Origin of the sequence: Escherichia sp. WS547, assembly GCF_046486065.1 — a bacterium.
In the GTDB taxonomy this organism is placed as follows: domain Bacteria; phylum Pseudomonadota; class Gammaproteobacteria; order Enterobacterales; family Enterobacteriaceae; genus Escherichia; species Escherichia coli.
Genome location: NZ_JBJQMA010000002.1, coordinates 1 through 23,361, shown reverse-complemented (window position 1 = coordinate 23,361; position 23,361 = coordinate 1). Strand labels below are relative to the sequence as shown.

General features: G+C 51.2%; 23 protein-coding genes and 1 other annotated feature. Of the genes, 16 read left to right on the top strand and 7 right to left on the bottom strand.

All coding sequences use genetic code 11. The features are described 5' to 3' along the window. The first annotated feature begins 7 nt into the window (after positions 1-7). Entirely contained in the window at positions 8-655 is a 648-nt protein-coding gene (gene gpmB, locus ACJHWK_RS01905; protein WP_000942344.1) for a 2,3-diphosphoglycerate-dependent phosphoglycerate mutase GpmB, read from the top strand. Here the strand turns inward: gpmB and robA are convergent. Beyond that, positions 652-1,521 (bottom strand): MDR efflux pump AcrAB transcriptional activator RobA, encoded by an 870-nt coding sequence (gene robA, locus ACJHWK_RS01900; RefSeq protein ID WP_000371666.1) that lies wholly within the window; start codon positions 1,519-1,521, stop codon positions 652-654. The two genes, gpmB and robA, sit on opposite strands and share 4 nt — an antisense overlap. A gap of 210 nt (positions 1,522-1,731) precedes the next feature. On the opposite strand from robA, the gene creA reads away from it, so the two are divergent. From creA to creD, 4 genes are read left to right on the top strand one after another with little or no spacing between them, the layout of a single operon-like run. Continuing rightward, the gene (gene creA, locus ACJHWK_RS01895) at positions 1,732-2,205 is read left to right on the top strand and encodes a protein CreA (protein ID WP_000875487.1); all 474 of its coding nucleotides are present in this window, start codon (positions 1,732-1,734) and stop codon (positions 2,203-2,205) included. 12 nt (positions 2,206-2,217) lie between these two features. Beyond that, entirely contained in the window at positions 2,218-2,907 is a 690-nt protein-coding gene (gene creB / locus ACJHWK_RS01890; protein ID WP_001188654.1) for a two-component system response regulator CreB, read from the top strand. After that, positions 2,907-4,331: a two-component system sensor histidine kinase CreC gene (creC, locus tag ACJHWK_RS01885; protein WP_001219577.1), complete on the top strand. Its 1,425-nt coding sequence runs from the start codon at positions 2,907-2,909 to the stop codon at positions 4,329-4,331. Before creB ends, creC begins: the two co-directional genes overlap by 1 nt. Positions 4,332-4,388: 57 nt before the next feature. Then, positions 4,389-5,741 carry a cell envelope integrity protein CreD gene (gene creD / locus ACJHWK_RS01880; protein WP_000920294.1) on the top strand — a complete coding sequence of 451 codons (1,353 nt, stop codon included), beginning with the start codon at positions 4,389-4,391 and terminating at the stop codon, positions 5,739-5,741. Positions 5,742-5,800: 59 nt separating this feature from the next. Here the strand turns inward: creD and arcA are convergent, their stop codons facing one another. Next, positions 5,801-6,517 (bottom strand): two-component system response regulator ArcA, encoded by a 717-nt coding sequence (gene arcA, locus ACJHWK_RS01875; RefSeq protein WP_001194358.1) that lies wholly within the window; start codon positions 6,515-6,517, stop codon positions 5,801-5,803. A 95-nt stretch (positions 6,518-6,612) separates the two neighbouring features. On the opposite strand from arcA, the gene yjjY reads away from it, so the two are divergent. The 7 genes from yjjY to ACJHWK_RS01840 all read left to right on the top strand — a co-directional run bounded on the left by yjjY (position 6,613) and on the right by ACJHWK_RS01840 (position 13,393). Next, entirely contained in the window at positions 6,613-6,753 is a 141-nt protein-coding gene (gene yjjY / locus ACJHWK_RS01870) for a protein YjjY (protein WP_001303782.1), read from the top strand. 399 nt (positions 6,754-7,152) lie between these two features. Further along, a complete protein-coding gene (locus tag ACJHWK_RS01865) occupies positions 7,153-7,839 on the top strand; it encodes a tRNA/rRNA methyltransferase (protein ID WP_001223132.1) in 687 nt (228 codons plus the stop codon). 213 nt (positions 7,840-8,052) lie between these two features. Further along, entirely contained in the window at positions 8,053-8,118 is a 66-nt protein-coding gene (thrL, locus tag ACJHWK_RS01860; RefSeq protein ID WP_001386572.1) for a thr operon leader peptide, read from the top strand. Then, positions 8,054-8,173, top strand: a sequence feature (Thr leader region). Its footprint overlaps the gene before it by 65 nt. Before the next feature lie 26 nt (positions 8,174-8,199). Next, positions 8,200-10,662, top strand: a complete 2,463-nt coding sequence (gene thrA / locus ACJHWK_RS01855; RefSeq protein WP_001264707.1) for a bifunctional aspartate kinase/homoserine dehydrogenase I — start codon at positions 8,200-8,202, stop codon at positions 10,660-10,662. A 1-nt stretch (position 10,663) separates the two neighbouring features. Further along, entirely contained in the window at positions 10,664-11,596 is a 933-nt protein-coding gene (gene thrB, locus ACJHWK_RS01850) for a homoserine kinase (RefSeq protein WP_000241662.1), read from the top strand. Further along, positions 11,597-12,883 carry a threonine synthase gene (gene thrC, locus ACJHWK_RS01845; protein ID WP_000781074.1) on the top strand — a complete coding sequence of 429 codons (1,287 nt, stop codon included), beginning with the start codon at positions 11,597-11,599 and terminating at the stop codon, positions 12,881-12,883. It abuts the gene before it with no gap. A gap of 213 nt (positions 12,884-13,096) precedes the next feature. After that, positions 13,097-13,393 (top strand): DUF2502 domain-containing protein, encoded by a 297-nt coding sequence (locus ACJHWK_RS01840; protein ID WP_000738719.1) that lies wholly within the window; start codon positions 13,097-13,099, stop codon positions 13,391-13,393. 152 nt (positions 13,394-13,545) lie between these two features. Here the strand turns inward: ACJHWK_RS01840 and yaaA are convergent, their stop codons facing one another. Together yaaA and ACJHWK_RS01830 are read right to left on the bottom strand one after the other, a co-directional pair. After that, entirely contained in the window at positions 13,546-14,322 is a 777-nt protein-coding gene (gene yaaA / locus ACJHWK_RS01835) for a peroxide stress protein YaaA (RefSeq protein ID WP_000906197.1), read from the bottom strand. A gap of 69 nt (positions 14,323-14,391) precedes the next feature. Continuing rightward, positions 14,392-15,822, bottom strand: coding sequence for an alanine/glycine:cation symporter family protein (locus tag ACJHWK_RS01830; RefSeq protein ID WP_001112606.1), 1,431 nt, complete (start codon positions 15,820-15,822; stop codon positions 14,392-14,394). A gap of 278 nt (positions 15,823-16,100) precedes the next feature. Here ACJHWK_RS01830 and tal point away from each other — a divergent pair, with 278 nt between their 5' ends. Beyond that, positions 16,101-17,054, top strand: a complete 954-nt coding sequence (tal, locus tag ACJHWK_RS01825; RefSeq protein WP_000130185.1) for a transaldolase — start codon at positions 16,101-16,103, stop codon at positions 17,052-17,054. A 114-nt stretch (positions 17,055-17,168) separates the two neighbouring features. Then, positions 17,169-17,756 (top strand): molybdopterin adenylyltransferase, encoded by a 588-nt coding sequence (gene mog, locus ACJHWK_RS01820; RefSeq protein WP_001295414.1) that lies wholly within the window; start codon positions 17,169-17,171, stop codon positions 17,754-17,756. Between the two features lie 34 nt (positions 17,757-17,790). Here the strand turns inward: mog and satP are convergent, their stop codons facing one another. The 3 genes from satP to ACJHWK_RS01805 all read right to left on the bottom strand — a co-directional run bounded on the left by satP (position 17,791) and on the right by ACJHWK_RS01805 (position 19,649). Further along, complete coding sequence (gene satP, locus ACJHWK_RS01815; protein WP_000528538.1) at positions 17,791-18,357, bottom strand: acetate uptake transporter; 567 nt, start codon at positions 18,355-18,357, stop codon at positions 17,791-17,793. 148 nt (positions 18,358-18,505) lie between these two features. Then, positions 18,506-19,219, bottom strand: coding sequence for an acidic protein MsyB (msyB, locus tag ACJHWK_RS01810; protein ID WP_170886145.1), 714 nt, complete (start codon positions 19,217-19,219; stop codon positions 18,506-18,508). A gap of 25 nt (positions 19,220-19,244) precedes the next feature. Next, the gene (locus tag ACJHWK_RS01805; RefSeq protein WP_000843565.1) at positions 19,245-19,649 is read right to left on the bottom strand and encodes a DUF2541 family protein; all 405 of its coding nucleotides are present in this window, start codon (positions 19,647-19,649) and stop codon (positions 19,245-19,247) included. A gap of 376 nt (positions 19,650-20,025) precedes the next feature. On the opposite strand from ACJHWK_RS01805, the gene dnaK reads away from it, so the two are divergent. Both dnaK and dnaJ read left to right on the top strand, forming a co-directional pair. Then, positions 20,026-21,942: a molecular chaperone DnaK gene (dnaK, locus tag ACJHWK_RS01800; protein ID WP_000516135.1), complete on the top strand. Its 1,917-nt coding sequence runs from the start codon at positions 20,026-20,028 to the stop codon at positions 21,940-21,942. Between the two features lie 88 nt (positions 21,943-22,030). After that, positions 22,031-23,161: a molecular chaperone DnaJ gene (gene dnaJ / locus ACJHWK_RS01795; protein ID WP_001118476.1), complete on the top strand. Its 1,131-nt coding sequence runs from the start codon at positions 22,031-22,033 to the stop codon at positions 23,159-23,161. Positions 23,162-23,361 lie beyond the last annotated feature (200 nt).

The window sequence follows — 23,361 nt, the reverse complement described above, 5'->3', positions numbered from 1 at the left end:
AAAAAGCATGTTACAGGTATACCTAGTCCGCCACGGTGAAACGCAGTGGAACGCCGAGCGACGTATTCAGGGCCAGTCTGACAGCCCGCTGACCGCCAAAGGTGAGCAACAGGCGATGCAGGTGGCAACCCGTGCCAAAGAGCTTGGCATTACGCATATCATCAGTAGCGATTTAGGACGCACCCGGCGTACGGCGGAAATCATCGCCCAGGCCTGCGGCTGTGACATCATCTTTGATTCTCGCCTGCGTGAATTAAACATGGGTGTGCTGGAAAAAAGACATATCGATTCTCTGACCGAAGAAGAAGAGAACTGGCGTCGGCAGCTGGTCAATGGCACCGTTGACGGGCGTATTCCTGAAGGCGAGTCAATGCAGGAGCTCAGCGATCGCGTCAATGCGGCACTGGAATCTTGCCGGGACTTACCGCAGGGAAGCCGACCGCTGCTGGTGAGTCATGGTATTGCACTGGGATGCCTGGTGAGTACGATTCTCGGATTACCAGCATGGGCAGAGCGCCGCTTACGTCTGCGTAACTGTTCTATTTCGCGCGTGGATTATCAGGAAAGCCTGTGGCTGGCGTCTGGCTGGGTCGTTGAAACCGCAGGGGACATCTCGCATCTGGACGCCCCTGCATTAGATGAGCTGCAGCGTTAACGACGGATCGGAATCAGCAGTTCACAGCGTAGATTAATTGGGCGATCTCCCGCTTTGGCATCTTCTGCCGGGTAGTATCGCTCAATATCCTGACCTTTACGGCGCGTCAGGTTGAGCATTGGCATGCACGTTCCGTATACCGTCAGGATAAACTCCTGCACGCCGGTTCCCAGACCTTCATAGGTAAACATCACATATTCGCCGCCCTGCAGCATCACCGGATGCCCCGTCAGTACATAGCCATCTGCCTGATCCTGGGCTAACGCGGTGGTATAGAATACCTCTTGCTCGTCGTCTTTATCCTGACTCGGACGCGTTTCATTCAGGCCGTAGAGCACCGGCGGAATGGTCGGCGCGTTGCCGAGAAAATCGTGCCAGAACTGATAACGCATTTCATGGCGGAAATCAGAGATTTGCTCCAGCGAACAGGAGTAGCTCTGGGTAACACCAATCAGCGGCGTATCTTCCAGGGTGACAAATTTGTGCTCTGGCATAGTGAATTCACCCAGGCGTAGCGGCGGGCGAATACCAAAGGCGCTCCATTCAGGAGAACGGCGGTAAAGTGCAGGAGTCTGGGCAAACTGCTTCTTGAATGCGCGGGTAAATGTCTGTTGAGAGTCGAAGCGGTATTGCAGCGCGATGTCCAGAATCGGACGCGCAGTCAGGCGTAGTGCGACCGCCGATTTCGACAAACGACGAGCACGAATATACGCGCCAATAGCATGGCCAGTGACATCTTTAAACATTCTCTGTAAGTGCCACTTGGAATAACCTGCTTTCGCCGCTACATTGTCGAGCGACAGGGGCTGATCCAGATGACCTTCCAGCCAGATTAAAAGGTCGCGAATAATGCCGGCCTGATCCATAAAATATCCTCATCCTTTCAACAACGAGCACCTGACATCAGGTAATTGGATAATAGCATTTTTTGCTGTTTTAGCATTCAGTGTTTTTTTCTTAGTAGAGTATGTTTTAGGGCTTGACGGAAATAAAAGTATTGAGATTTTGTTCTTAATCAATATGTTATTTACCGTGACGAACTAATTGCTCGTGTAATAGATAAAAATGGTAACAATATGAAATACAAGCATTTGATCCTGTCTTTAAGCCTGATAATGCTGGGGCCATTGGCTCATGCAGAAGAGATTGGTTCGGTCGACACCGTATTTAAAATGATCGGCCCGGATCACAAAATTGTTGTGGAAGCCTTTGATGATCCCGATGTGAAAAATGTCACCTGTTATGTGAGCCGGGCGAAAACCGGTGGTATTAAAGGGGGATTGGGTCTGGCGGAAGATACCTCCGATGCGGCCATTTCTTGTCAGCAAGTCGGGCCGATTGAACTGTCGGATCGTATTAAAAACGGCAAAGCTCAGGGCGAGGTAGTATTCAAAAAACGCACGTCCCTGGTCTTTAAGTCGTTACAGGTCGTGCGCTTTTATGATGCCAAACGCAACGCGCTCGCTTATCTGGCTTACTCCGACAAAGTTGTAGAAGGTTCGCCGAAAAACGCGATTAGCGCGGTTCCTGTCATGCCGTGGCGGCAATAACAGAGGCGATTTATGCAACGGGAAACGGTCTGGTTAGTGGAAGATGAGCAAGGGATAGCCGACACGCTGGTCTACATGTTGCAGCAGGAAGGTTTTGCCGTCGAGGTCTTTGAGCGAGGCTTGCCGGTGCTGGATAAAGCTCGCAAGCAGGTACCCGACGTCATGATTCTCGATGTTGGTCTGCCGGATATTAGCGGCTTTGAATTGTGCCGCCAGTTACTGGCGCTCCATCCGGCGTTACCTGTACTGTTCCTGACGGCCCGAAGTGAAGAGGTCGATCGCCTGCTTGGGCTGGAAATTGGTGCTGACGACTACGTGGCTAAACCGTTTTCACCCCGCGAAGTGTGCGCCAGGGTGCGCACCTTACTGCGTCGGGTGAAGAAGTTCTCGACGCCGTCTCCCGTCATCCGTATTGGACATTTTGAATTGAATGAACCCGCGGCGCAGATCAGCTGGTTTGACACGCCATTAGCGCTGACTCGGTATGAGTTTTTATTGTTGAAGACGTTACTCAAGTCACCGGGCCGCGTCTGGTCCCGCCAGCAACTGATGGATAGCGTATGGGAAGATGCGCAGGACACCTACGATCGCACCGTCGATACCCACATTAAAACGCTGCGTGCCAAGCTGCGCGCCATCAACCCCGATCTTTCACCGATTAATACTCATCGCGGCATGGGATATAGCCTGAGGGGCCTGTAATGCGTATCGGCATGCGGTTGTTGCTGGGCTATTTTTTACTGGTGGCGGTGGCAGCCTGGTTCGTACTGGCCATTTTTGTCAAAGAAGTTAAACCGGGCGTGCGAAGAGCAACGGAGGGGACGTTGATCGACACCGCAACGTTGCTGGCGGAGCTGGCGCGTCCCGATTTGCTCTCTGGGGACCCAACGCATGGGCAACTGGCGCAGGCGTTTAATCAGCTACAACATCGCCCGTTTCGCGCCAATATCGGTGGCATTAACAAAGTGCGCAATGAATATCATGTCTATATGACCGATGCGCAGGGCAAAGTATTGTTCGATTCGGCAAATAAAGCCGTTGGACAGGATTATTCGCGCTGGAATGACGTCTGGCTAACGTTGCGTGGTCAGTATGGTGCGCGCAGCACGTTGCAAAATCCTGCCGATCCCGAAAGTTCTGTGATGTATGTTGCCGCACCGATTATGGACGGCTCGCGGCTTATTGGCGTTTTGAGCGTAGGCAAACCGAACGCGGCGATGGCTCCGGTCATTAAGCGTAGCGAGCGGCGAATTTTATGGGCCAGCGCCATTTTGTTGGGGATTGCACTGGTGATTGGCGCAGGCATGGTTTGGTGGATCAACCGCTCTATTGCCCGGCTCACTCGCTATGCTGATTCCGTCACTGACAATAAGCCCGTTCCTCTCCCCGATCTCGGTAGTAGCGAGTTGCGTAAACTCGCGCAGGCGCTGGAAAGTATGCGCGTGAAGCTGGAAGGGAAAAACTATATTGAGCAGTATGTTTACGCATTAACTCATGAGCTAAAAAGCCCACTGGCGGCGATTCGTGGAGCGGCGGAAATTTTACGCGAAGGTCCGCCGCCGGAAGTGGTGGCTCGTTTTACTGACAACATTCTGACGCAAAATGCGCGTATGCAGGCATTGGTAGAAACGTTACTACGCCAGGCAAGACTGGAGAATCGTCAGGAAGTCGTTCTGACTGCTGTTGATGTGGCGGCATTATTCCGCCGCGTCAGCGAAGCGCGCACCGTGCAGTTGGCAGAAAAAAAAATCACTCTGCATGTTACGCCCACCGAGGTTAACGTTGCTGCTGAACCGGCGTTACTGGAGCAGGCGCTGGGAAATTTACTGGATAACGCCATCGATTTTACCCCCGAGAGCGGTTGCATCACGCTAAGCGCCGAAGTGGATCAGGAACACGTCACGCTTAAGGTGCTGGATACCGGTAGTGGTATTCCTGACTACGCGCTTTCACGTATTTTTGAACGCTTTTACTCTTTGCCTCGTGCAAATGGGCAAAAAAGCAGCGGTCTGGGGTTGGCGTTCGTCAGTGAGGTCGCCCGTTTGTTTAACGGCGAAGTCACGCTGCGCAACGTGCAGGAAGGTGGCGTGCTGGCCTCGCTTCGACTTCACCGTCACTTCACATAGCTTCAAATTCTTCCCACATAGTCTTCGTATCCTGCTGCCATTGCAAAGGAGAAGACTATGTTGAAATCCCCCCTGTTCTGGAAAATGACTAGCCTGTTTGGTGCAGTATTGCTGTTGTTGATTCCGATAATGCTGATTCGGCAGGTGATTGTCGAACGTGCTGATTACCGTAGCGATGTGGAAGATGCGATTCGCCAAAGTACCAGCGGGCCGCAAAAACTCGTTGGGCCGCTCATCGCTATTCCTGTGACCGAGCTTTATACGGTGCAGGAAGAGGATAAAACCGTGGAGCGGAAACGAAGTTTTATCCATTTTTGGTTACCTGAGTCATTGATGGTTGATGGCAATCAGAACGTGGAAGAACGCAAGATAGGGATTTATACCGGTCAGGTCTGGCACAGTGATTTAACGTTAAAAGCCGATTTCGATGTTTCGCGTCTTAGCGAACTCAACGCGCCAAATATCACCTTAGGCAAGCCATTTATTGTGATTAGCGTCGGGGATGCGCGTGGTATTGGTGTGGTGAAAGCGCCTGAAGTTAACGGAACGGCGCTGACCATTGAACCCGGCACCGGGTTAGAGCAAGGCGGGCAGGGCGTGCATATCCCTTTACCTGAAGGGGACTGGCGGAAGCAGAACCTGAAGCTGAATATGGCCCTGAATTTAAGCGGTACCGGCGATCTTTCTGTGGTGCCTGGCGGGCGTAATAGCGAAATGACCTTAACCAGCAACTGGCCGCATCCCAGTTTTTTAGGTGATTTTCTACCAGCCAAACGGGAAGTTAGCGAGTCAGGTTTTCAGGCGCACTGGCAAAGCAGCTGGTTTGCTAATAATCTCGGTGAGCGTTTTGCTTCAGGCAATGATACCGGCTGGGAAAACTTCCCGGCGTTTAGCGTCGCAGTAACGACGCCAGCCGATCAATACCAATTAACTGACCGGGCGACTAAGTACGCCATTCTGCTGATTGCACTGACTTTTATGGCGTTCTTTGTTTTTGAAACGCTCACCGCGCAACGTTTACACCCAATGCAATATTTGCTGGTGGGGCTTTCATTGGTGATGTTTTATTTGCTCTTGCTGGCGCTTTCTGAACATACCGGTTTTACCGTGGCATGGATAATCGCCAGTCTGATTGGGGCGATAATGAACGGTATTTATTTGCAAGCGGTATTGAAAGGTTGGTGCAACAGCATGTTGTTTACCCTCGCGCTGTTGTTGCTGGATGGTGTGATGTGGGGACTGCTCAACTCTGCCGATAGCGCGCTGTTGTTGGGAACCAGTGTGCTGGTGGTGGCGCTGGCCGGCATGATGTTTGTGACCCGTAATATCGACTGGTATGCGTTTTCACTGCCGAAAATGAAAGCCAGTAAAGAAGTTACAACGGACGATGAGTTACGTATCTGGAAATAAGGTTGAAAAATAAAAACGGCGCTAAAAAGCGCCGTTTTTTTTGACGGTGGTAAAGCCGATTAATCTTCCAGATCACCGCAGAAGCGATAACCTTCACCGTGAATGGTGGCGATGATTTCCGGCGTATCCGGCGTAGATTCGAAATGTTTACGAATACGGCGGATCGTCACGTCTACAGTACGGTCGTGCGGTTTCAGCTCACGGCCGGTCATTTTCTTCAGCAGTTCAGCACGGGACTGAATTTTGCCTGGGTTTTCACAGAAGTGAAGCATGGCGCGGAACTCGCTGCGCGGCAGCTTGTACTGCTCGCCATCAGGGCCGATCAACGAACGGCTGTTGATGTCCAGTTCCCAACCATTGAACTTGTAGCTTTCAACGCTACGACGTTCTTCGCTGACAGTACCCAGATTCATGGTACGGGACAGTAGGTTGCGTGCACGAATCGTCAGTTCACGCGGGTTGAACGGTTTGGTGATGTAGTCATCTGCACCGATTTCGAGGCCGAGAATTTTATCGACTTCGTTGTCACGGCCAGTCAGGAACATCAACGCAACATTCGCCTGCTCGCGCAGTTCACGCGCTAACAGAAGACCGTTCTTACCCGGCAGATTGATATCCATGATCACCAGGTTGATGTCATATTCAGAGAGGATCTGATGCATTTCCGCGCCATCTGTCGCTTCGAAAACATCATAGCCTTCCGCTTCGAAAATACTTTTCAACGTGTTGCGTGTTACCAACTCGTCTTCAACGATAAGAATGTGCGGGGTCTGCATGTTTGCTACCTAAATTGCCAACTAAATCGAAACAGGAAGTACAAAAGTCCCTGACCTGCCTGATGCATGCTGCAAATTAACATGATCGGCGTAACATGACTAAAGTACGTAATTGCGTTCTTGATGCACTTTCCATCAACGTCAACAACATCATTAGCTTGGTCGTGGGTACTTTCCCTCAGGACCCGACAGTGTCAAAAACGGCTGTCATCCTAACCATTTTAACAGCAACATAACAGGCTAAGAGGGGCCGGACACCCAATAAAACTACGCTTCGTTGACATATATCAAGTTCAATTGTAGCACGTTAACAGTTTGATGAAATCATCGTATCTAAATGCTAGCTTTCGTCACATTATTTTAATAATCCAACTAGTTGCATCATACAACTAATAAACGTGGTGAATCCAATTGTCGAGATTTATTTTTTATAAAATTATCCTAAATAAACAGAAGGATATGTAGCATTTTTTAACAACTCAACCGTTAGTACAGTCAGGAAATAGTTTAGCCTTTTTTAAGCTAAGTAAAGGGCTTTTTCTGCGACTTACGTTAAGAATTTGTAAATTCGCACCGCGTAATAAGTTGACAGTGATCACCCGGTTCGCGGTTATTTGATCAAGAAGAGTGGCAATATGCGTATAACGATTATTCTGGTCGCACCCGCCAGAGCAGAAAATATTGGGGCAGCGGCGCGGGCAATGAAAACGATGGGGTTTAGCGATCTGCGGATTGTCGATAGTCAGGCACACCTGGAGCCAGCCACCCGCTGGGTCGCACATGGATCTGGTGATATTATTGATAATATTAAAGTTTTCCCGACATTGGCTGAATCGTTACACGATGTCGATTTCACTGTCGCCACCACTGCGCGCAGTCGGGCGAAATATCATTACTACGCCACGCCAGTTGAACTGGTGCCGCTGTTAGAGGAAAAATCTTCATGGATGAGCCATGCCGCGCTGGTGTTTGGTCGCGAAGATTCCGGGTTGACTAACGAAGAGTTAGCGTTGGCTGACGTTCTTACTGGTGTGCCGATGGTGGCGGATTATCCTTCGCTCAATCTGGGGCAGGCGGTGATGGTCTATTGCTATCAATTAGCAACATTAATACAACAACCGGCGAAAAGTGATGCAACGGCAGACCAACATCAACTGCAAGCTTTACGCGAACGAGCCATGACATTGCTGACGACTCTGGCAGTGGCAGATGACATAAAACTGGTCGACTGGTTACAACAACGCCTGGGGCTTTTAGAGCAACGAGACACGGCAATGTTGCACCGTTTGCTGCATGATATTGAAAAAAATATCACCAAATAAAAAACGCCTTAGTAAGTATTTTTCAGCTTTTCATTCTGACTGCAACGGGCAATATGTCTCTGTGTGGATTAAAAAAAGAGTGTCTGATAGCAGCTTCTGAACTGGTTACCTGCCGTGAGTAAATTAAAATTTTATTGACTTAGGTCACTAAATACTTTAACCAATATAGGCATAGCGCACAGACAGATAAAAATTACAGAGTACACAACATCCATGAAACGCATTAGCACCACCATTACCACCACCATCACCATTACCACAGGTAACGGTGCGGGCTGACGCGTACAGGAAACACAGAAAAAAGCCCGCACCTGACAGTGCGGGCTTTTTTTTTCGACCAAAGGTAACGAGGTAACAACCATGCGAGTGTTGAAGTTCGGCGGTACATCAGTGGCAAATGCAGAACGTTTTCTGCGTGTTGCCGATATTCTGGAAAGCAATGCCAGGCAGGGGCAGGTGGCCACCGTCCTCTCTGCCCCCGCCAAAATCACCAACCACCTGGTGGCGATGATTGAAAAAACCATTAGCGGCCAGGATGCTTTACCCAATATCAGCGATGCCGAACGTATTTTTGCCGAACTTTTGACGGGACTCGCCGCCGCCCAGCCGGGGTTCCCGCTGGCGCAATTGAAAACTTTCGTCGATCAGGAATTTGCCCAAATAAAACATGTCCTGCATGGCATTAGTTTGTTGGGGCAGTGCCCGGATAGCATCAACGCTGCGCTGATTTGCCGTGGCGAGAAAATGTCGATCGCCATTATGGCCGGCGTATTAGAAGCGCGCGGTCACAACGTTACTGTTATCGATCCGGTCGAAAAACTGCTGGCAGTGGGGCATTACCTCGAATCTACCGTCGATATTGCTGAGTCCACCCGCCGTATTGCGGCAAGCCGCATTCCGGCTGATCACATGGTGCTGATGGCAGGTTTCACCGCCGGTAATGAAAAAGGCGAACTGGTGGTGCTTGGACGCAACGGTTCCGACTACTCTGCTGCGGTGCTGGCTGCCTGTTTACGCGCCGATTGTTGCGAGATTTGGACGGACGTTGACGGGGTCTATACCTGCGACCCGCGTCAGGTGCCCGATGCGAGGTTGTTGAAGTCGATGTCCTACCAGGAAGCGATGGAGCTTTCCTACTTCGGCGCTAAAGTTCTTCACCCCCGCACCATTACCCCCATCGCCCAGTTCCAGATCCCTTGCCTGATTAAAAATACCGGAAATCCTCAAGCACCAGGTACGCTCATTGGTGCCAGCCGTGATGAAGACGAATTACCGGTCAAGGGCATTTCCAATCTGAATAACATGGCAATGTTCAGCGTTTCTGGTCCGGGGATGAAAGGGATGGTCGGCATGGCGGCGCGCGTCTTTGCAGCGATGTCACGCGCCCGTATTTCCGTGGTGCTGATTACGCAATCATCTTCCGAATACAGCATCAGTTTCTGCGTTCCACAAAGCGACTGTGTGCGAGCTGAACGGGCAATGCAGGAAGAGTTCTACCTGGAACTGAAAGAAGGCTTACTGGAGCCGCTGGCAGTGACGGAACGGCTGGCCATTATCTCGGTGGTAGGTGATGGTATGCGCACCTTGCGTGGGATCTCGGCGAAATTCTTTGCCGCACTGGCCCGCGCCAATATCAACATTGTCGCCATTGCTCAGGGATCTTCTGAACGCTCAATCTCTGTCGTGGTAAATAACGATGATGCGACCACTGGCGTGCGCGTTACTCATCAGATGCTGTTCAATACCGATCAGGTTATCGAAGTGTTTGTGATTGGCGTCGGTGGCGTTGGCGGTGCGCTGCTGGAGCAACTGAAGCGTCAGCAAAGCTGGCTGAAGAATAAACATATCGACTTACGTGTCTGCGGTGTTGCCAACTCGAAGGCTCTGCTCACCAATGTACATGGCCTTAATCTGGAAAACTGGCAGGAAGAACTGGCGCAAGCCAAAGAGCCGTTTAATCTCGGGCGCTTAATTCGCCTCGTGAAAGAATATCATCTGCTGAACCCGGTCATTGTTGACTGCACTTCCAGCCAGGCAGTGGCGGATCAATATGCCGACTTCCTGCGCGAAGGTTTCCACGTTGTCACGCCGAACAAAAAGGCCAACACCTCGTCGATGGATTACTACCATCAGTTGCGTTATGCGGCGGAAAAATCGCGGCGTAAATTCCTCTATGACACCAACGTTGGGGCTGGATTACCGGTTATTGAGAACCTGCAAAATCTGCTCAATGCAGGTGATGAATTGATGAAGTTCTCCGGCATTCTTTCTGGTTCGCTTTCTTATATCTTCGGCAAGTTAGACGAAGGCATGAGTTTCTCCGAGGCGACCACGCTGGCGCGGGAAATGGGTTATACCGAACCGGACCCGCGAGATGATCTTTCTGGTATGGATGTGGCGCGTAAACTATTGATTCTCGCTCGTGAAACGGGACGTGAACTGGAGCTGGCGGATATTGAAATTGAACCTGTGCTGCCCGCAGAGTTTAACGCCGAGGGTGATGTTGCCGCTTTTATGGCGAATCTGTCACAACTCGACGATCTCTTTGCCGCGCGCGTGGCGAAGGCCCGTGATGAAGGAAAAGTTTTGCGCTATGTTGGCAATATTGATGAAGATGGCGTCTGCCGCGTGAAGATTGCCGAAGTGGATGGTAATGATCCGCTGTTCAAAGTGAAAAATGGCGAAAACGCCCTGGCCTTCTATAGCCACTATTATCAGCCGCTGCCGTTGGTACTGCGCGGATATGGTGCGGGCAATGACGTTACAGCTGCCGGTGTCTTTGCTGATCTGCTACGTACCCTCTCATGGAAGTTAGGAGTCTGACATGGTTAAAGTTTATGCCCCGGCTTCCAGTGCCAATATGAGCGTCGGGTTTGATGTGCTCGGGGCGGCGGTGACACCTGTTGATGGTGCATTGCTCGGAGATGTAGTCACGGTTGAGGCGGCAGAGACATTCAGTCTCAACAACCTCGGACGCTTTGCCGATAAGCTGCCGTCAGAACCACGGGAAAATATCGTTTATCAGTGCTGGGAGCGTTTTTGCCAGGAACTGGGTAAGCAAATTCCAGTGGCGATGACCCTGGAAAAGAATATGCCGATCGGTTCGGGCTTAGGCTCCAGTGCCTGTTCGGTGGTCGCGGCGCTGATGGCGATGAATGAACACTGCGGCAAGCCGCTTAATGACACTCGTTTGCTGGCTTTGATGGGCGAGCTGGAAGGCCGTATCTCCGGCAGCATTCATTACGACAACGTGGCACCGTGTTTTCTCGGTGGTATGCAGTTGATGATCGAAGAAAACGACATCATCAGCCAGCAAGTGCCAGGGTTTGATGAGTGGCTGTGGGTGCTGGCGTATCCGGGGATTAAAGTCTCGACGGCAGAAGCCAGGGCTATTTTACCGGCGCAGTATCGCCGCCAGGATTGCATTGCGCACGGGCGACATCTGGCAGGCTTCATTCACGCCTGCTATTCCCGTCAGCCTGAGCTTGCCGCGAAGCTGATGAAAGATGTTATCGCTGAACCCTACCGTGAACGGTTACTGCCAGGCTTCCGGCAGGCGCGGCAGGCGGTCGCGGAAATCGGCGCGGTAGCGAGCGGTATCTCCGGCTCCGGCCCGACCTTGTTCGCTCTGTGTGACAAGCCGGAAACCGCCCAGCGCGTTGCCGACTGGTTGGGTAAGAACTACCTGCAAAATCAGGAAGGTTTTGTTCATATTTGCCGGCTGGATACGGCGGGCGCACGAGTACTGGAAAACTAAATGAAACTCTACAATCTGAAAGATCACAACGAGCAGGTCAGCTTTGCGCAAGCCGTAACCCAGGGGTTGGGCAAAAATCAGGGGCTGTTTTTTCCGCACGACCTGCCGGAATTCAGCCTGACTGAAATTGATGAGATGCTGAAGCTGGATTTTGTCACCCGCAGTGCGAAGATCCTCTCGGCGTTTATTGGTGATGAAATCCCACAGGAAATCCTGGAAGAGCGCGTGCGCGCGGCGTTTGCCTTCCCGGCTCCGGTCGCCAATGTTGAAAGCGATGTCGGTTGTCTGGAATTGTTCCACGGGCCAACGCTGGCATTTAAAGATTTCGGCGGTCGCTTTATGGCACAAATGCTGACCCATATTGCGGGTGATAAGCCAGTGACCATTCTGACCGCGACCTCCGGTGATACCGGAGCGGCAGTGGCTCATGCTTTCTACGGTTTACCGAATGTGAAAGTGGTTATCCTCTATCCACGAGGCAAAATCAGTCCACTGCAAGAAAAACTGTTCTGTACATTGGGCGGCAATATCGAAACTGTTGCCATCGACGGCGATTTCGATGCCTGTCAGGCGCTGGTGAAGCAGGCGTTTGATGATGAAGAACTGAAAGTGGCGCTAGGGTTAAACTCGGCTAACTCGATTAACATCAGCCGTTTGCTGGCGCAGATTTGCTACTACTTTGAAGCTGTTGCGCAGCTGCCGCAGGAGACGCGCAACCAGCTGGTTGTCTCGGTGCCAAGCGGAAACTTCGGCGATTTGACGGCGGGTCTGCTGGCGAAGTCACTCGGTCTGCCGGTGAAACGTTTTATTGCTGCGACCAACGTGAACGATACCGTGCCACGTTTCCTGCACGACGGTCAGTGGTCACCCAAAGCGACTCAGGCGACGTTATCCAACGCGATGGACGTGAGTCAGCCGAACAACTGGCCGCGTGTGGAAGAGTTGTTCCGCCGCAAAATCTGGCAACTGAAAGAGCTGGGTTATGCAGCCGTGGATGATGAAACCACGCAACAGACAATGCGTGAGTTAAAAGAACTGGGCTACACTTCGGAGCCGCACGCTGCCGTAGCTTATCGTGCGCTGCGTGATCAGTTGAATCCAGGCGAATATGGCTTGTTCCTCGGCACCGCGCATCCGGCGAAATTTAAAGAGAGCGTGGAAGCGATTCTCGGTGAAACGTTGGATCTGCCAAAAGAGCTGGCAGAACGTGCTGATTTACCCTTGCTTTCACATAATCTGCCCGCCGATTTTGCTGCGTTGCGTAAATTGATGATGAATCATCAGTAAAATCTATTCATTATCTCAATCAGGCCGGGTTTGCTTTTATGCAGCCCGGCTTTTTTATGAAGAAATTATGGAGAAAAATGACAGGGAAAAAGGAGAAATTCTCAATAAATGCGGTAACTTAGAGATTAGGATTGCGGAGAATAACAACCGCCGTTCTCATCGAGTAATCTCCGGATATCGACCCATAACGGGCAATGATAAAAGGAGTAACCTGTGAAAAAGATGCAATCTATCGTACTCGCACTTTCCCTGGTTCTGGTCGCTCCCATGGCAGCACAGGCTGCGGAAATTACGTTAGTCCCGTCAGTAAAATTACAGATAGGCGATCGTGATAATCGTGGCTATTACTGGGATGGAGGTCACTGGCGCGACCACGGCTGGTGGAAACAACATTATGAATGGCGAGGCAATCGCTGGCACCTACACGGACCGCCGCCACCGCCGCGCCACCATAAGAAAGCTCCTCATGATCATCACGGCGGTCATGGTCCAGGCAAACATCACCGCTAAATGACAAATGCCGGGTAACAATCCGGCATTCAGCGCCTGATGCGACGCTGGCGCGTCTTATCAGGCCTACGTTAATTCTGCAATATATTGAATCTGCATGCTTTTGTAGGCAGGATAAGGCGTTCACGCCGCATCCGGCATTGACTGCAAACTTAACGCTGCTCGTAGCGTTTAAACACCAGTTCGCCATTGCTGGAGGAATCTTCATCAAAGAAGTAACCTTCGCTATTAAAACCAGTCAGTTGCTCTGGTTTGGTCAGCCGATTTTCAATAATGAAACGACTCATCAGACCGCGTGCTTTCTTAGCGTAGAAGCTGATGATCTTAAATTTGCCGTTCTTCTCATCGAGGAACACCGGCTTGATAATCTCGGCATTCAATTTCTTCGGCTTCACCGATTTAAAATACTCATCTGACGCCAGATTAATCACCACATTATCGCCTTGTGCTGCGAGCGCCTCGTTCAGCTTGTTGGTGATGATATCTCCCCAGAATTGATACAGATCTTTCCCTCGGGCATTCTCAAGACGGATCCCCATTTCCAGACGATAAGGCTGCATTAAATCGAGCGGGCGGAGTACGCCATACAAGCCGGAAAGCATTCGCAAATGCTGTTGGGCAAAATCGAAATCGTCTTCGCTGAAGGTTTCGGCCTGCAAGCCGGTGTAGACATCACCTTTAAACGCCAGAATCGCCTGGCGGGCATTCGCCGGCGTGAAATCTGGCTGCCAGTCATGAAAGCGAGCGGCGTTGATACCCGCCAGTTTGTCGCTGATGCGCATCAGCGTGCTAATCTGCGGAGGCGTCAGTTTCCGCGCCTCATGGATCAACTGCTGGGAATTGTCTAACAGCTCCGGCAGCGTATAGCGCGTGGTGGTCAACGGGCTTTGGTAATCAAGCGTTTTCGCAGGTGAAATAAGAATCAGCATATCCAGTCCTTGCAGGAAATTTATGCCGACTTTAGCAAAAAATGAGAATGAGTTGATCGATAGTTGTGATTACTCCTGCGAAACATCATCCCACGCGTCCGGAGAAAGCTGGCGACCGATATCCGGATAACGCAATGGATCAAACACCGGGCGCACGCCGAGTTTACGCTGGCGTAGATAATCACTGGCAATGGTATGAACCACAGGCGAGAGCAGTAAAATGGCGGTCAAATTGGTAATAGCCATGCAGGCCATTATGATATCTGCCAGTTGCCACATCAGCGGAAGGCTTAGCAAGGTGCCGCCGATGACCGTTGCGAAGGTGCAGATCCGCAAACACCAGATCGCTTTAGGGTTGTTCAGGCGTAAAAAGAAGAGATTGTTTTCGGCATAAATGTAGTTGGCAACGATGGAGCTGAAGGCAAACAGAATAACCACAAGGGTAACAAACTCAGCACCCCAGGAACCCATTAGCACCCGCATCGCCTTCTGGATAAGCTGAATACCTTCCAGCGGCATGTAGGTTGTGCCGTTACCCGCCAGTAATATCAGCATGGCGCTTGCCGTACAGATGACCAGGGTGTCGATAAAAATGCCAATCATCTGGACAATCCCTTGCGCTGCCGGATGCGGAGGCCAGGACGCCGCTGCCGCTGCCGCGTTTGGCGTCGAACCCATTCCCGCCTCATTGGAAAACATACTGCGCTGAAAACCGTTAGTAATCGCCTGGCTTAAGGTATATCCCGCCGCGCCGCCTGCCGCTTCCTGCCAGCCAAAAGCACTCTCAAAAATAGACCAAATGACGTGGGGAAGTTGCCCGATATTCATTACGCAAATTACCAGGCTGGTCAGTACCCAGATTATCGCCATCAACGGGACAAACCCCTGCATGAGCCGGGCGACGCCATGAAGACCGCGAGTGATTGCCAGCAGAGTAAAGACAGCGAGAATAATGCCTGTCACCAGCGGGGGAAAATCAAAAGAAAAACTCAGGGCGCGGGCAACGGCGTTCGCTTGAACTCCGCTGAAAATTATGCCATAGGCGATGAGCAAAAAGACGGCGAACAGAACGCCCATCCAGCGCATCCCCAGCCCGCGCGCCATATACCATGCCGGTCCGCCACGAAACTGCCCATTGACGTCACGTTCTTTATAAAGTTGTGCCAGAGAACATTCGGCAAACGAGGTCGCCATGCCGATAAACGCGGCAACCCACATCCAAAAGACGGCTCCAGGTCCACCGGCGGTAATAGCCAGCGCAACGCCGGCCAGGTTGCCGCTACCCACGCGCGCCGCAAGACTGGTACACAATGACTGAAATGAGGTTAAACCGCCTGGCTGTGGATGAATGCTATTTTTAAGACTTTTGCCAAACTGGCGGATGTAGCGAAACTGCACAAATCCGGTGCGAAAAGTGAACCAACAACCTGCGCCGAAGAGCAGGTAAATCATTACCGATCCCCAAAGGACGCTGTTAATGAAGGAGAAAAAATCTGGCATGCATATCCCTCTTATTGCCGGTCGCGATGACTTTCCTGTGTAAACGTTACCAATTGTTTAAGAAGTATATACGCTACGAGGTACTTGATAACTTCTGCGTAGCATACATGAGGTTTTGTATAAAAATGGCGGGCGATATCAACGCAGTGTCAGAAATCCGAAACAGTCTCGCCTGGCGATAACCGTCTTGTCGGCGGTTGCGCTGACGTTGCGTCGTGATATCATCAGGGCAGACCGGTTACATCCCCCTAACAAGCTGTTTAAAGAGAAATACTATCATGACGGACAAATTGACCTCCCTTCGTCAGTACACCACCGTAGTGGCCGACACTGGGGACATCGCGGCAATGAAGCTGTATCAACCGCAGGATGCCACAACCAACCCTTCTCTCATTCTTAACGCAGCGCAGATTCCGGAATACCGTAAGTTGATTGATGATGCTGTCGCCTGGGCGAAACAGCAGAGCAACGATCGCGCGCAGCAGATCGTGGACGCGACCGACAAACTGGCAGTAAATATTGGTCTGGAAATCCTGAAACTGGTTCCGGGCCGTATCTCAACTGAAGTTGATGCGCGTCTTTCCTATGACACCGAAGCGTCAATTGCGAAAGCAAAACGCCTGATCAAACTCTACAACGATGCTGGTATTAGCAACGATCGTATTCTGATCAAACTGGCTTCTACCTGGCAGGGTATCCGTGCTGCAGAACAGCTGGAAAAAGAAGGCATCAACTGTAACCTGACCCTGCTGTTCTCCTTCGCTCAGGCTCGTGCTTGTGCGGAAGCGGGCGTGTTCCTGATCTCGCCGTTTGTTGGCCGTATTCTTGACTGGTACAAAGCGAATACCGATAAGAAAGAGTACGCTCCGGCAGAAGATCCGGGCGTGGTTTCTGTATCTGAAATCTACCAGTACTACAAAGAGCACGGTTATGAAACCGTGGTTATGGGCGCAAGCTTCCGTAACATCGGCGAAATTCTGGAACTGGCAGGCTGCGACCGTCTGACCATCGCACCGGCACTGCTGAAAGAGCTGGCGGAGAGCGAAGGGGCTATCGAACGTAAACTGTCTTACACCGGCGAAGTGAAAGCGCGTCCGGCGCGTATCACTGAGTCCGAGTTCCTGTGGCAGCACAACCAGGATCCAATGGCAGTAGATAAACTGGCGGAAGGTATCCGTAAGTTTGCTATTGACCAGGAAAAACTGGAAAAAATGATCGGCGATCTGCTGTAATCATTCTTAGCGTGACCGGGAAGTCGGTCACGCTACCTCTTCTGAAGCCTGTCTGTCACTCCCTTCGCAGTGTATCATTCTGTTTAACGAGACTGTTTAAACGGAAAAATCTTGATGAATACTTTACGTATTGGCTTAGTTTCCATCTCTGATCGCGCATCCAGCGGCGTTTATCAGGATAAAGGCATCCCTGCGCTGGAAGAATGGCTGACATCGGCGCTAACCACGCCGTTTGAACTGGAAACCCGCTTAATCCCCGATGAGCAGGCGATCATCGAGCAAACGTTGTGTGAGCTGGTGGATGAAATGAGTTGCCATCTGGTGCTCACCACGGGCGGAACTGGCCCGGCGCGTCGTGACGTAACGCCCGATGCGACGCTGGCAGTAGCGGACCGCGAGATGCCTGGCTTTGGTGAACAGATGCGCCAGATCAGCCTGCATTTTGTACCAACTGCGATCCTTTCGCGTCAGGTGGGCGTGATTCGCAAACAGGCGCTGATCCTTAACTTACCCGGTCAGCCGAAGTCTATTAAAGAGACGCTGGAAGGTGTGAAGGACGCTGAGGGTAACGTTGTGGTACACGGTATTTTTGCCAGCGTACCGTACTGCATTCAGTTGCTGGAAGGGCCATACGTTGAAACGGCACCGGAAGTGGTTGCAGCATTCAGACCGAAGAGTGCAAGACGCGACGTTAGCGAATAAAAAAATCCCCCCGAGCGGGGGGATCTCAAAACAATTAGTGGGATTCACCAATCGGCAGAACGGTGCGACCAAACTGCTCGTTCAGTACTTCACCCATCGCCAGATAGATTGCGCTGGCACCGCAGATCAGCCCAATCCAGCCGGCAAAGTGGATGATTGCGGCGTTACCGGCAATGTTACCGATCGCCAGCAGGGCAAACAGCACGGTCAGGCTAAAGAAAACGAATTGCAGAACGCGTGCGCCTTTCAGCGTGCCGAAGAACATAAACAGCGTAAATACGCCCCACAGACCCAGGTAGACACCAAGGAACTGTGCATTTGGCGCATCGGTCAGACCCAGTTTCGGCATCAGCAGAATCGCAACCAGCGTCAGCCAGAAAGAACCGTAAGAGGTGAATGCGGTTAAACCGAAAGTGTTGCCTTTTTTGTACTCCAGCAGACCAGCAAAAATTTGCGCGATGCCGCCGTAGAAAATGCCCATGGCAAGAATAATACCGTCCAGAGCGAAATAACCCACGTTGTGCAGGTTAAGCAGAATGGTGGTCATGCCGAAGCCCATCAGGCCCAGCGGTGCCGGATTAGCCAACTTAGTGTTGCCCATAATTCCTCAAAAATCATCATCGAATGAATGGTGAAATAATTTCCCTGAATAACTGTAGTGTTTTCAGGGCGCGGCATAATAATCAGCCAGTGGGGCAGTGTCTACGATCTTTTGAGGGGAAAATGAAAATTTTCCCCGGTTTCCGGTATCAGACCTGAGTGGCGCTAACCATCCGGCGCAGGCAGGCGATTTGCAGTACGGCTGGAATCGTCACGCGATAGGCGCTGCCGCGGACCGCTTTAACCCCATTTAGTGCCGCACCTACAGGGCCTCCCAGCCCCGCGCCGCGCAGCAAACCATGCCCAAGTACGCTCATTGCTGCGTGGGTGCGTAAAATGCGGGTCAGTTGGCTGGAAAGCAAATGCGACACACCTTTTGCCAATAATTTGTCTTTCATCAGCAGCGGCAGCAGCTCTTCCAGCTCATTCACCCTGGCATCGACCGCGTGCAGAAACTCCTGCTTATGTTCCTCGTCCATTTTCTTCCAGGTATTACGCAGAAATTGTTCCAGTAACTGTTGCTCAATTTCAAACGTAGACATCTCTTTGTCGGCTTTCAGCTTCAATCGCTTTGAAACATCGAGCAAAATGGCCCGATACAATTTACCGTGTCCGCGCAGTTTGTTGGCGATACTATCGCCACCAAAATGCTGTAATTCTCCGGCAATCAGCTGCCAGTTGCGGCGATGTTGCTCGGGATGCCCTTCCATCGATTTAAACAGTTCGTTGCGCATCAGTACGCTGGAGAGGCGAGTTTTGCCTTTTTCATTATGGGTGAGCAATCGGGCGAAATTTGCCAACTGTTCCTCACTACAATGCTGAAGAAAATCCAGATCTGAATCATTCAGGTAATTAACATTCATTTTTTGTGGCTTCTATATTCTGGCGTTAGTCGTCGCCGATAATTTTCAGCGTGGCCATATCCGATGAGTTCACCGTATGACCCGAAAAGGTGATTTTTGAGACGCAGCGTTTATTGTCGTTATCGCTGTTAATGTTGATCCAGTCAGTGGTTTGCCCTTCTTTTATTTCTGAAGGAATATTCAGGCTCTGACTGGCGCTACGGGCGGCTTTGAAATAAACCGATGCACCGCTTAACTGTAAATCGCCATGGTCGGCAGAGAGTTGTATGCGTTTCACAATGCGACAAACAGGAAGTTTCAGCGCCAGATCGTTGGTTTCGTTACGCGGCATTGCAATGGCGCCGAGGAGTTTATGGTCGTTTGCCTGCGCCGTGCAGCACAGCATCAGGCTAATCGCCAGGCTGGCGGAAATCGTAAAAACGGATTTCATAAGGATTCTCTTAGTGGGAAGAGGTAGGGGGATGAATACCCACTAGTTTACTGCTGATAAAGAGAAGATTCAGGCACGTAATCTTTTCTTTTTATTACAATTTTTTGATGAATGCCTTGGCTGCGATTCATTCTTTATATGAATAAAATTGCTGTCAATTTTACGTCTTGTCCTGCCATATCGCGAAATTTCTGCGCAAAAGCACAAAAAATTTTTGCATCTCCCCCTTGATGACGTGGTTTACGACCCCATTTAGTAGTCAACCGCAGTGAGTGAGTCTGCAAAAAAATGAAATTGGGCAGTTGAAACCAGACGTTTCGCCCCTATTACAGACTCACAACCACATGATGACCGAATATATAGTGGAGACGTTTAGATGGGTAAAATAATTGGTATCGACCTGGGTACTACCAACTCTTGTGTAGCGATTATGGATGGCACCACTCCTCGCGTGCTGGAGAACGCCGAAGGCGATCGCACCACGCCTTCTATCATTGCCTATACCCAGGATGGTGAAACTCTAGTTGGTCAGCCGGCTAAACGTCAGGCAGTGACGAACCCGCAAAACACTCTGTTTGCGATTAAACGCCTGATTGGTCGCCGCTTCCAGGACGAAGAAGTACAGCGTGATGTTTCCATCATGCCGTTCAAAATTATTGCTGCTGATAACGGCGACGCATGGGTCGAAGTTAAAGGCCAGAAAATGGCACCGCCGCAGATTTCTGCTGAAGTGCTGAAAAAAATGAAGAAAACCGCTGAAGATTACCTGGGTGAACCGGTAACTGAAGCTGTTATCACCGTACCGGCATACTTTAACGATGCTCAGCGTCAGGCAACCAAAGACGCAGGCCGTATCGCTGGTCTGGAAGTAAAACGTATCATCAACGAACCGACCGCAGCTGCGCTGGCTTACGGTCTGGACAAAGGCACTGGCAACCGTACTATCGCGGTTTATGACCTGGGTGGTGGTACTTTCGATATTTCTATTATCGAAATCGACGAAGTTGACGGCGAAAAAACCTTCGAAGTTCTGGCAACCAACGGTGATACCCACCTGGGGGGTGAAGACTTCGACAGCCGTCTGATCAACTATCTGGTTGAAGAATTCAAGAAAGATCAGGGCATTGACCTGCGCAACGATCCGCTGGCAATGCAGCGCCTGAAAGAAGCGGCAGAAAAAGCGAAAATCGAACTGTCTTCCGCTCAGCAGACCGACGTTAACCTGCCATACATCACTGCAGACGCGACCGGTCCGAAACACATGAACATCAAAGTGACTCGTGCGAAACTGGAAAGCCTGGTTGAAGATCTGGTAAACCGTTCCATTGAGCCGCTGAAAGTTGCACTGCAGGACGCTGGCCTGTCCGTATCTGATATCGACGACGTTATCCTCGTTGGTGGTCAGACTCGTATGCCAATGGTTCAGAAGAAAGTTGCTGAGTTCTTTGGTAAAGAGCCGCGTAAAGACGTTAACCCGGACGAAGCTGTAGCAATCGGTGCTGCTGTTCAGGGTGGTGTTCTGACTGGTGACGTAAAAGACGTACTGCTGCTGGACGTTACCCCGCTGTCTCTGGGTATCGAAACCATGGGCGGTGTGATGACGACGCTGATCGCGAAAAACACCACTATCCCGACCAAGCACAGCCAGGTGTTCTCTACCGCTGAAGACAACCAGTCTGCGGTAACCATCCATGTGCTGCAGGGTGAACGTAAACGTGCGGCTGATAACAAATCTCTGGGTCAGTTCAACCTAGATGGTATCAACCCGGCACCGCGCGGCATGCCGCAGATCGAAGTTACCTTCGATATCGATGCTGACGGTATCCTGCACGTTTCCGCGAAAGATAAAAACAGCGGTAAAGAGCAGAAGATCACCATCAAGGCTTCTTCTGGTCTGAACGAAGATGAAATCCAGAAAATGGTACGCGACGCAGAAGCTAACGCCGAAGCTGACCGTAAGTTTGAAGAGCTGGTACAGACTCGCAACCAGGGCGACCATCTGCTGCACAGCACCCGTAAGCAGGTTGAAGAAGCAGGCGACAAACTGCCGGCTGACGACAAAACTGCTATCGAGTCTGCGCTGACTGCACTGGAAACTGCTCTGAAAGGTGAAGACAAAGCCGCTATCGAAGCGAAAATGCAGGAACTGGCACAGGTTTCCCAGAAACTGATGGAAATCGCCCAGCAGCAACATGCCCAGCAGCAGACTGCCGGTGCTGATGCTTCTGCAAACAACGCGAAAGATGACGATGTTGTCGACGCTGAATTTGAAGAAGTCAAAGACAAAAAATAATCGCCCTATAAACGGGTAATTATACTGACACGGGCGAAGGGGAATTTCCTCTCCGCCCGTGCATTCATCTAGGGGCAATTTAAAAAAGATGGCTAAGCAAGATTATTACGAGATTTTAGGCGTTTCCAAAACAGCGGAAGAGCGTGAAATCAGAAAGGCCTACAAACGCCTGGCCATGAAATACCACCCGGACCGTAACCAGGGTGACAAAGAGGCCGAGGCGAAATTTAAAGAGATCAAGGAAGCTTATGAAGTTCTGACCGACTCGCAAAAACGTGCGGCATACGATCAGTATGGTCATGCTGCGTTTGAGCAAGGTGGCATGGGCGGCGGCGGTTTTGGCGGCGGCGCAGACTTCAGCGATATTTTTGGTGACGTTTTCGGCGATATTTTTGGCGGCGGACGTGGTCGTCAACGTGCGGCGCGCGGTGCTGATTTACGCTATAACATGGAGCTCACCCTCGAAGAAGCTGTACGTGGCGTGACCAAAGAGATCCGCATTCCGACTCTGGAAGAGTGTGACGTTTGCCACGGTAGCGGTGCAAAACCAGGTACACAGCCGCAGACTTGTCCGACCTGTCATGGTTCTGGTCAGGTGCAGATGCGCCAGGGATTCTTCGCTGTACAGCAGACCTGTCCACACTGTCAGGGCCGCGGTACGCTGATCAAAGATCCGTGCAACAAATGTCATGGTCATGGTCGTGTTGAGCGCAGCAAAACGCTGTCCGTTAAAATCCCGGCAGGGGTGGACACTGGAGACCGCATCCGTCTTGCGGGCGAAGGTGAAGCGGGCGAGCATGGCGCACCGGCAGGCGATCTGTACGTTCAGGTTCAGGTTAAACAGCACCCGATTTTCGAGCGTGAAGGCAACAACCTGTATTGCGAAGTCCCGATCAACTTCGCTATGGCGGCGCTGGGTGGCGAAATCGAAGTACCGACCCTTGATGGTCGCGTCAAACTGAAAGTGCCTGGCGAAACCCAGACCGGTAAGCTATTCCGTATGCGCGGTAAAGGCGTCAAGTCTGTCCGCGGTGGCGCACAGGGTGATTTGCTGTGCCGCGTTGTCGTCGAAACACCGGTAGGCCTGAACGAAAGGCAGAAACAGCTGCTGCAAGAGCTGCAAGAAAGCTTCGGTGGCCCAACCGGCGAGCACAACAGCCCGCGCTCAAAGAGCTTCTTTGATGGTGTGAAGAAGTTTTTTGACGACCTGACCCGCTAACCTCCCCAAAAGCCTGCCCGTGGGCAGGCCTGGGTAAAAATAGGGTGCGTTGAAGATATGCGAGCACCTGTAAAGTGGCGGGGATCACTCCCATAAGCGCTAACTTAAGGGTTGAACCATCTGAAGAATGCGACGCCTCGGTGCCTCGTTAAGACGATGCCTCGCGTTCTTCAATTGCGTTTTGTAGGCTGTCAGGGATA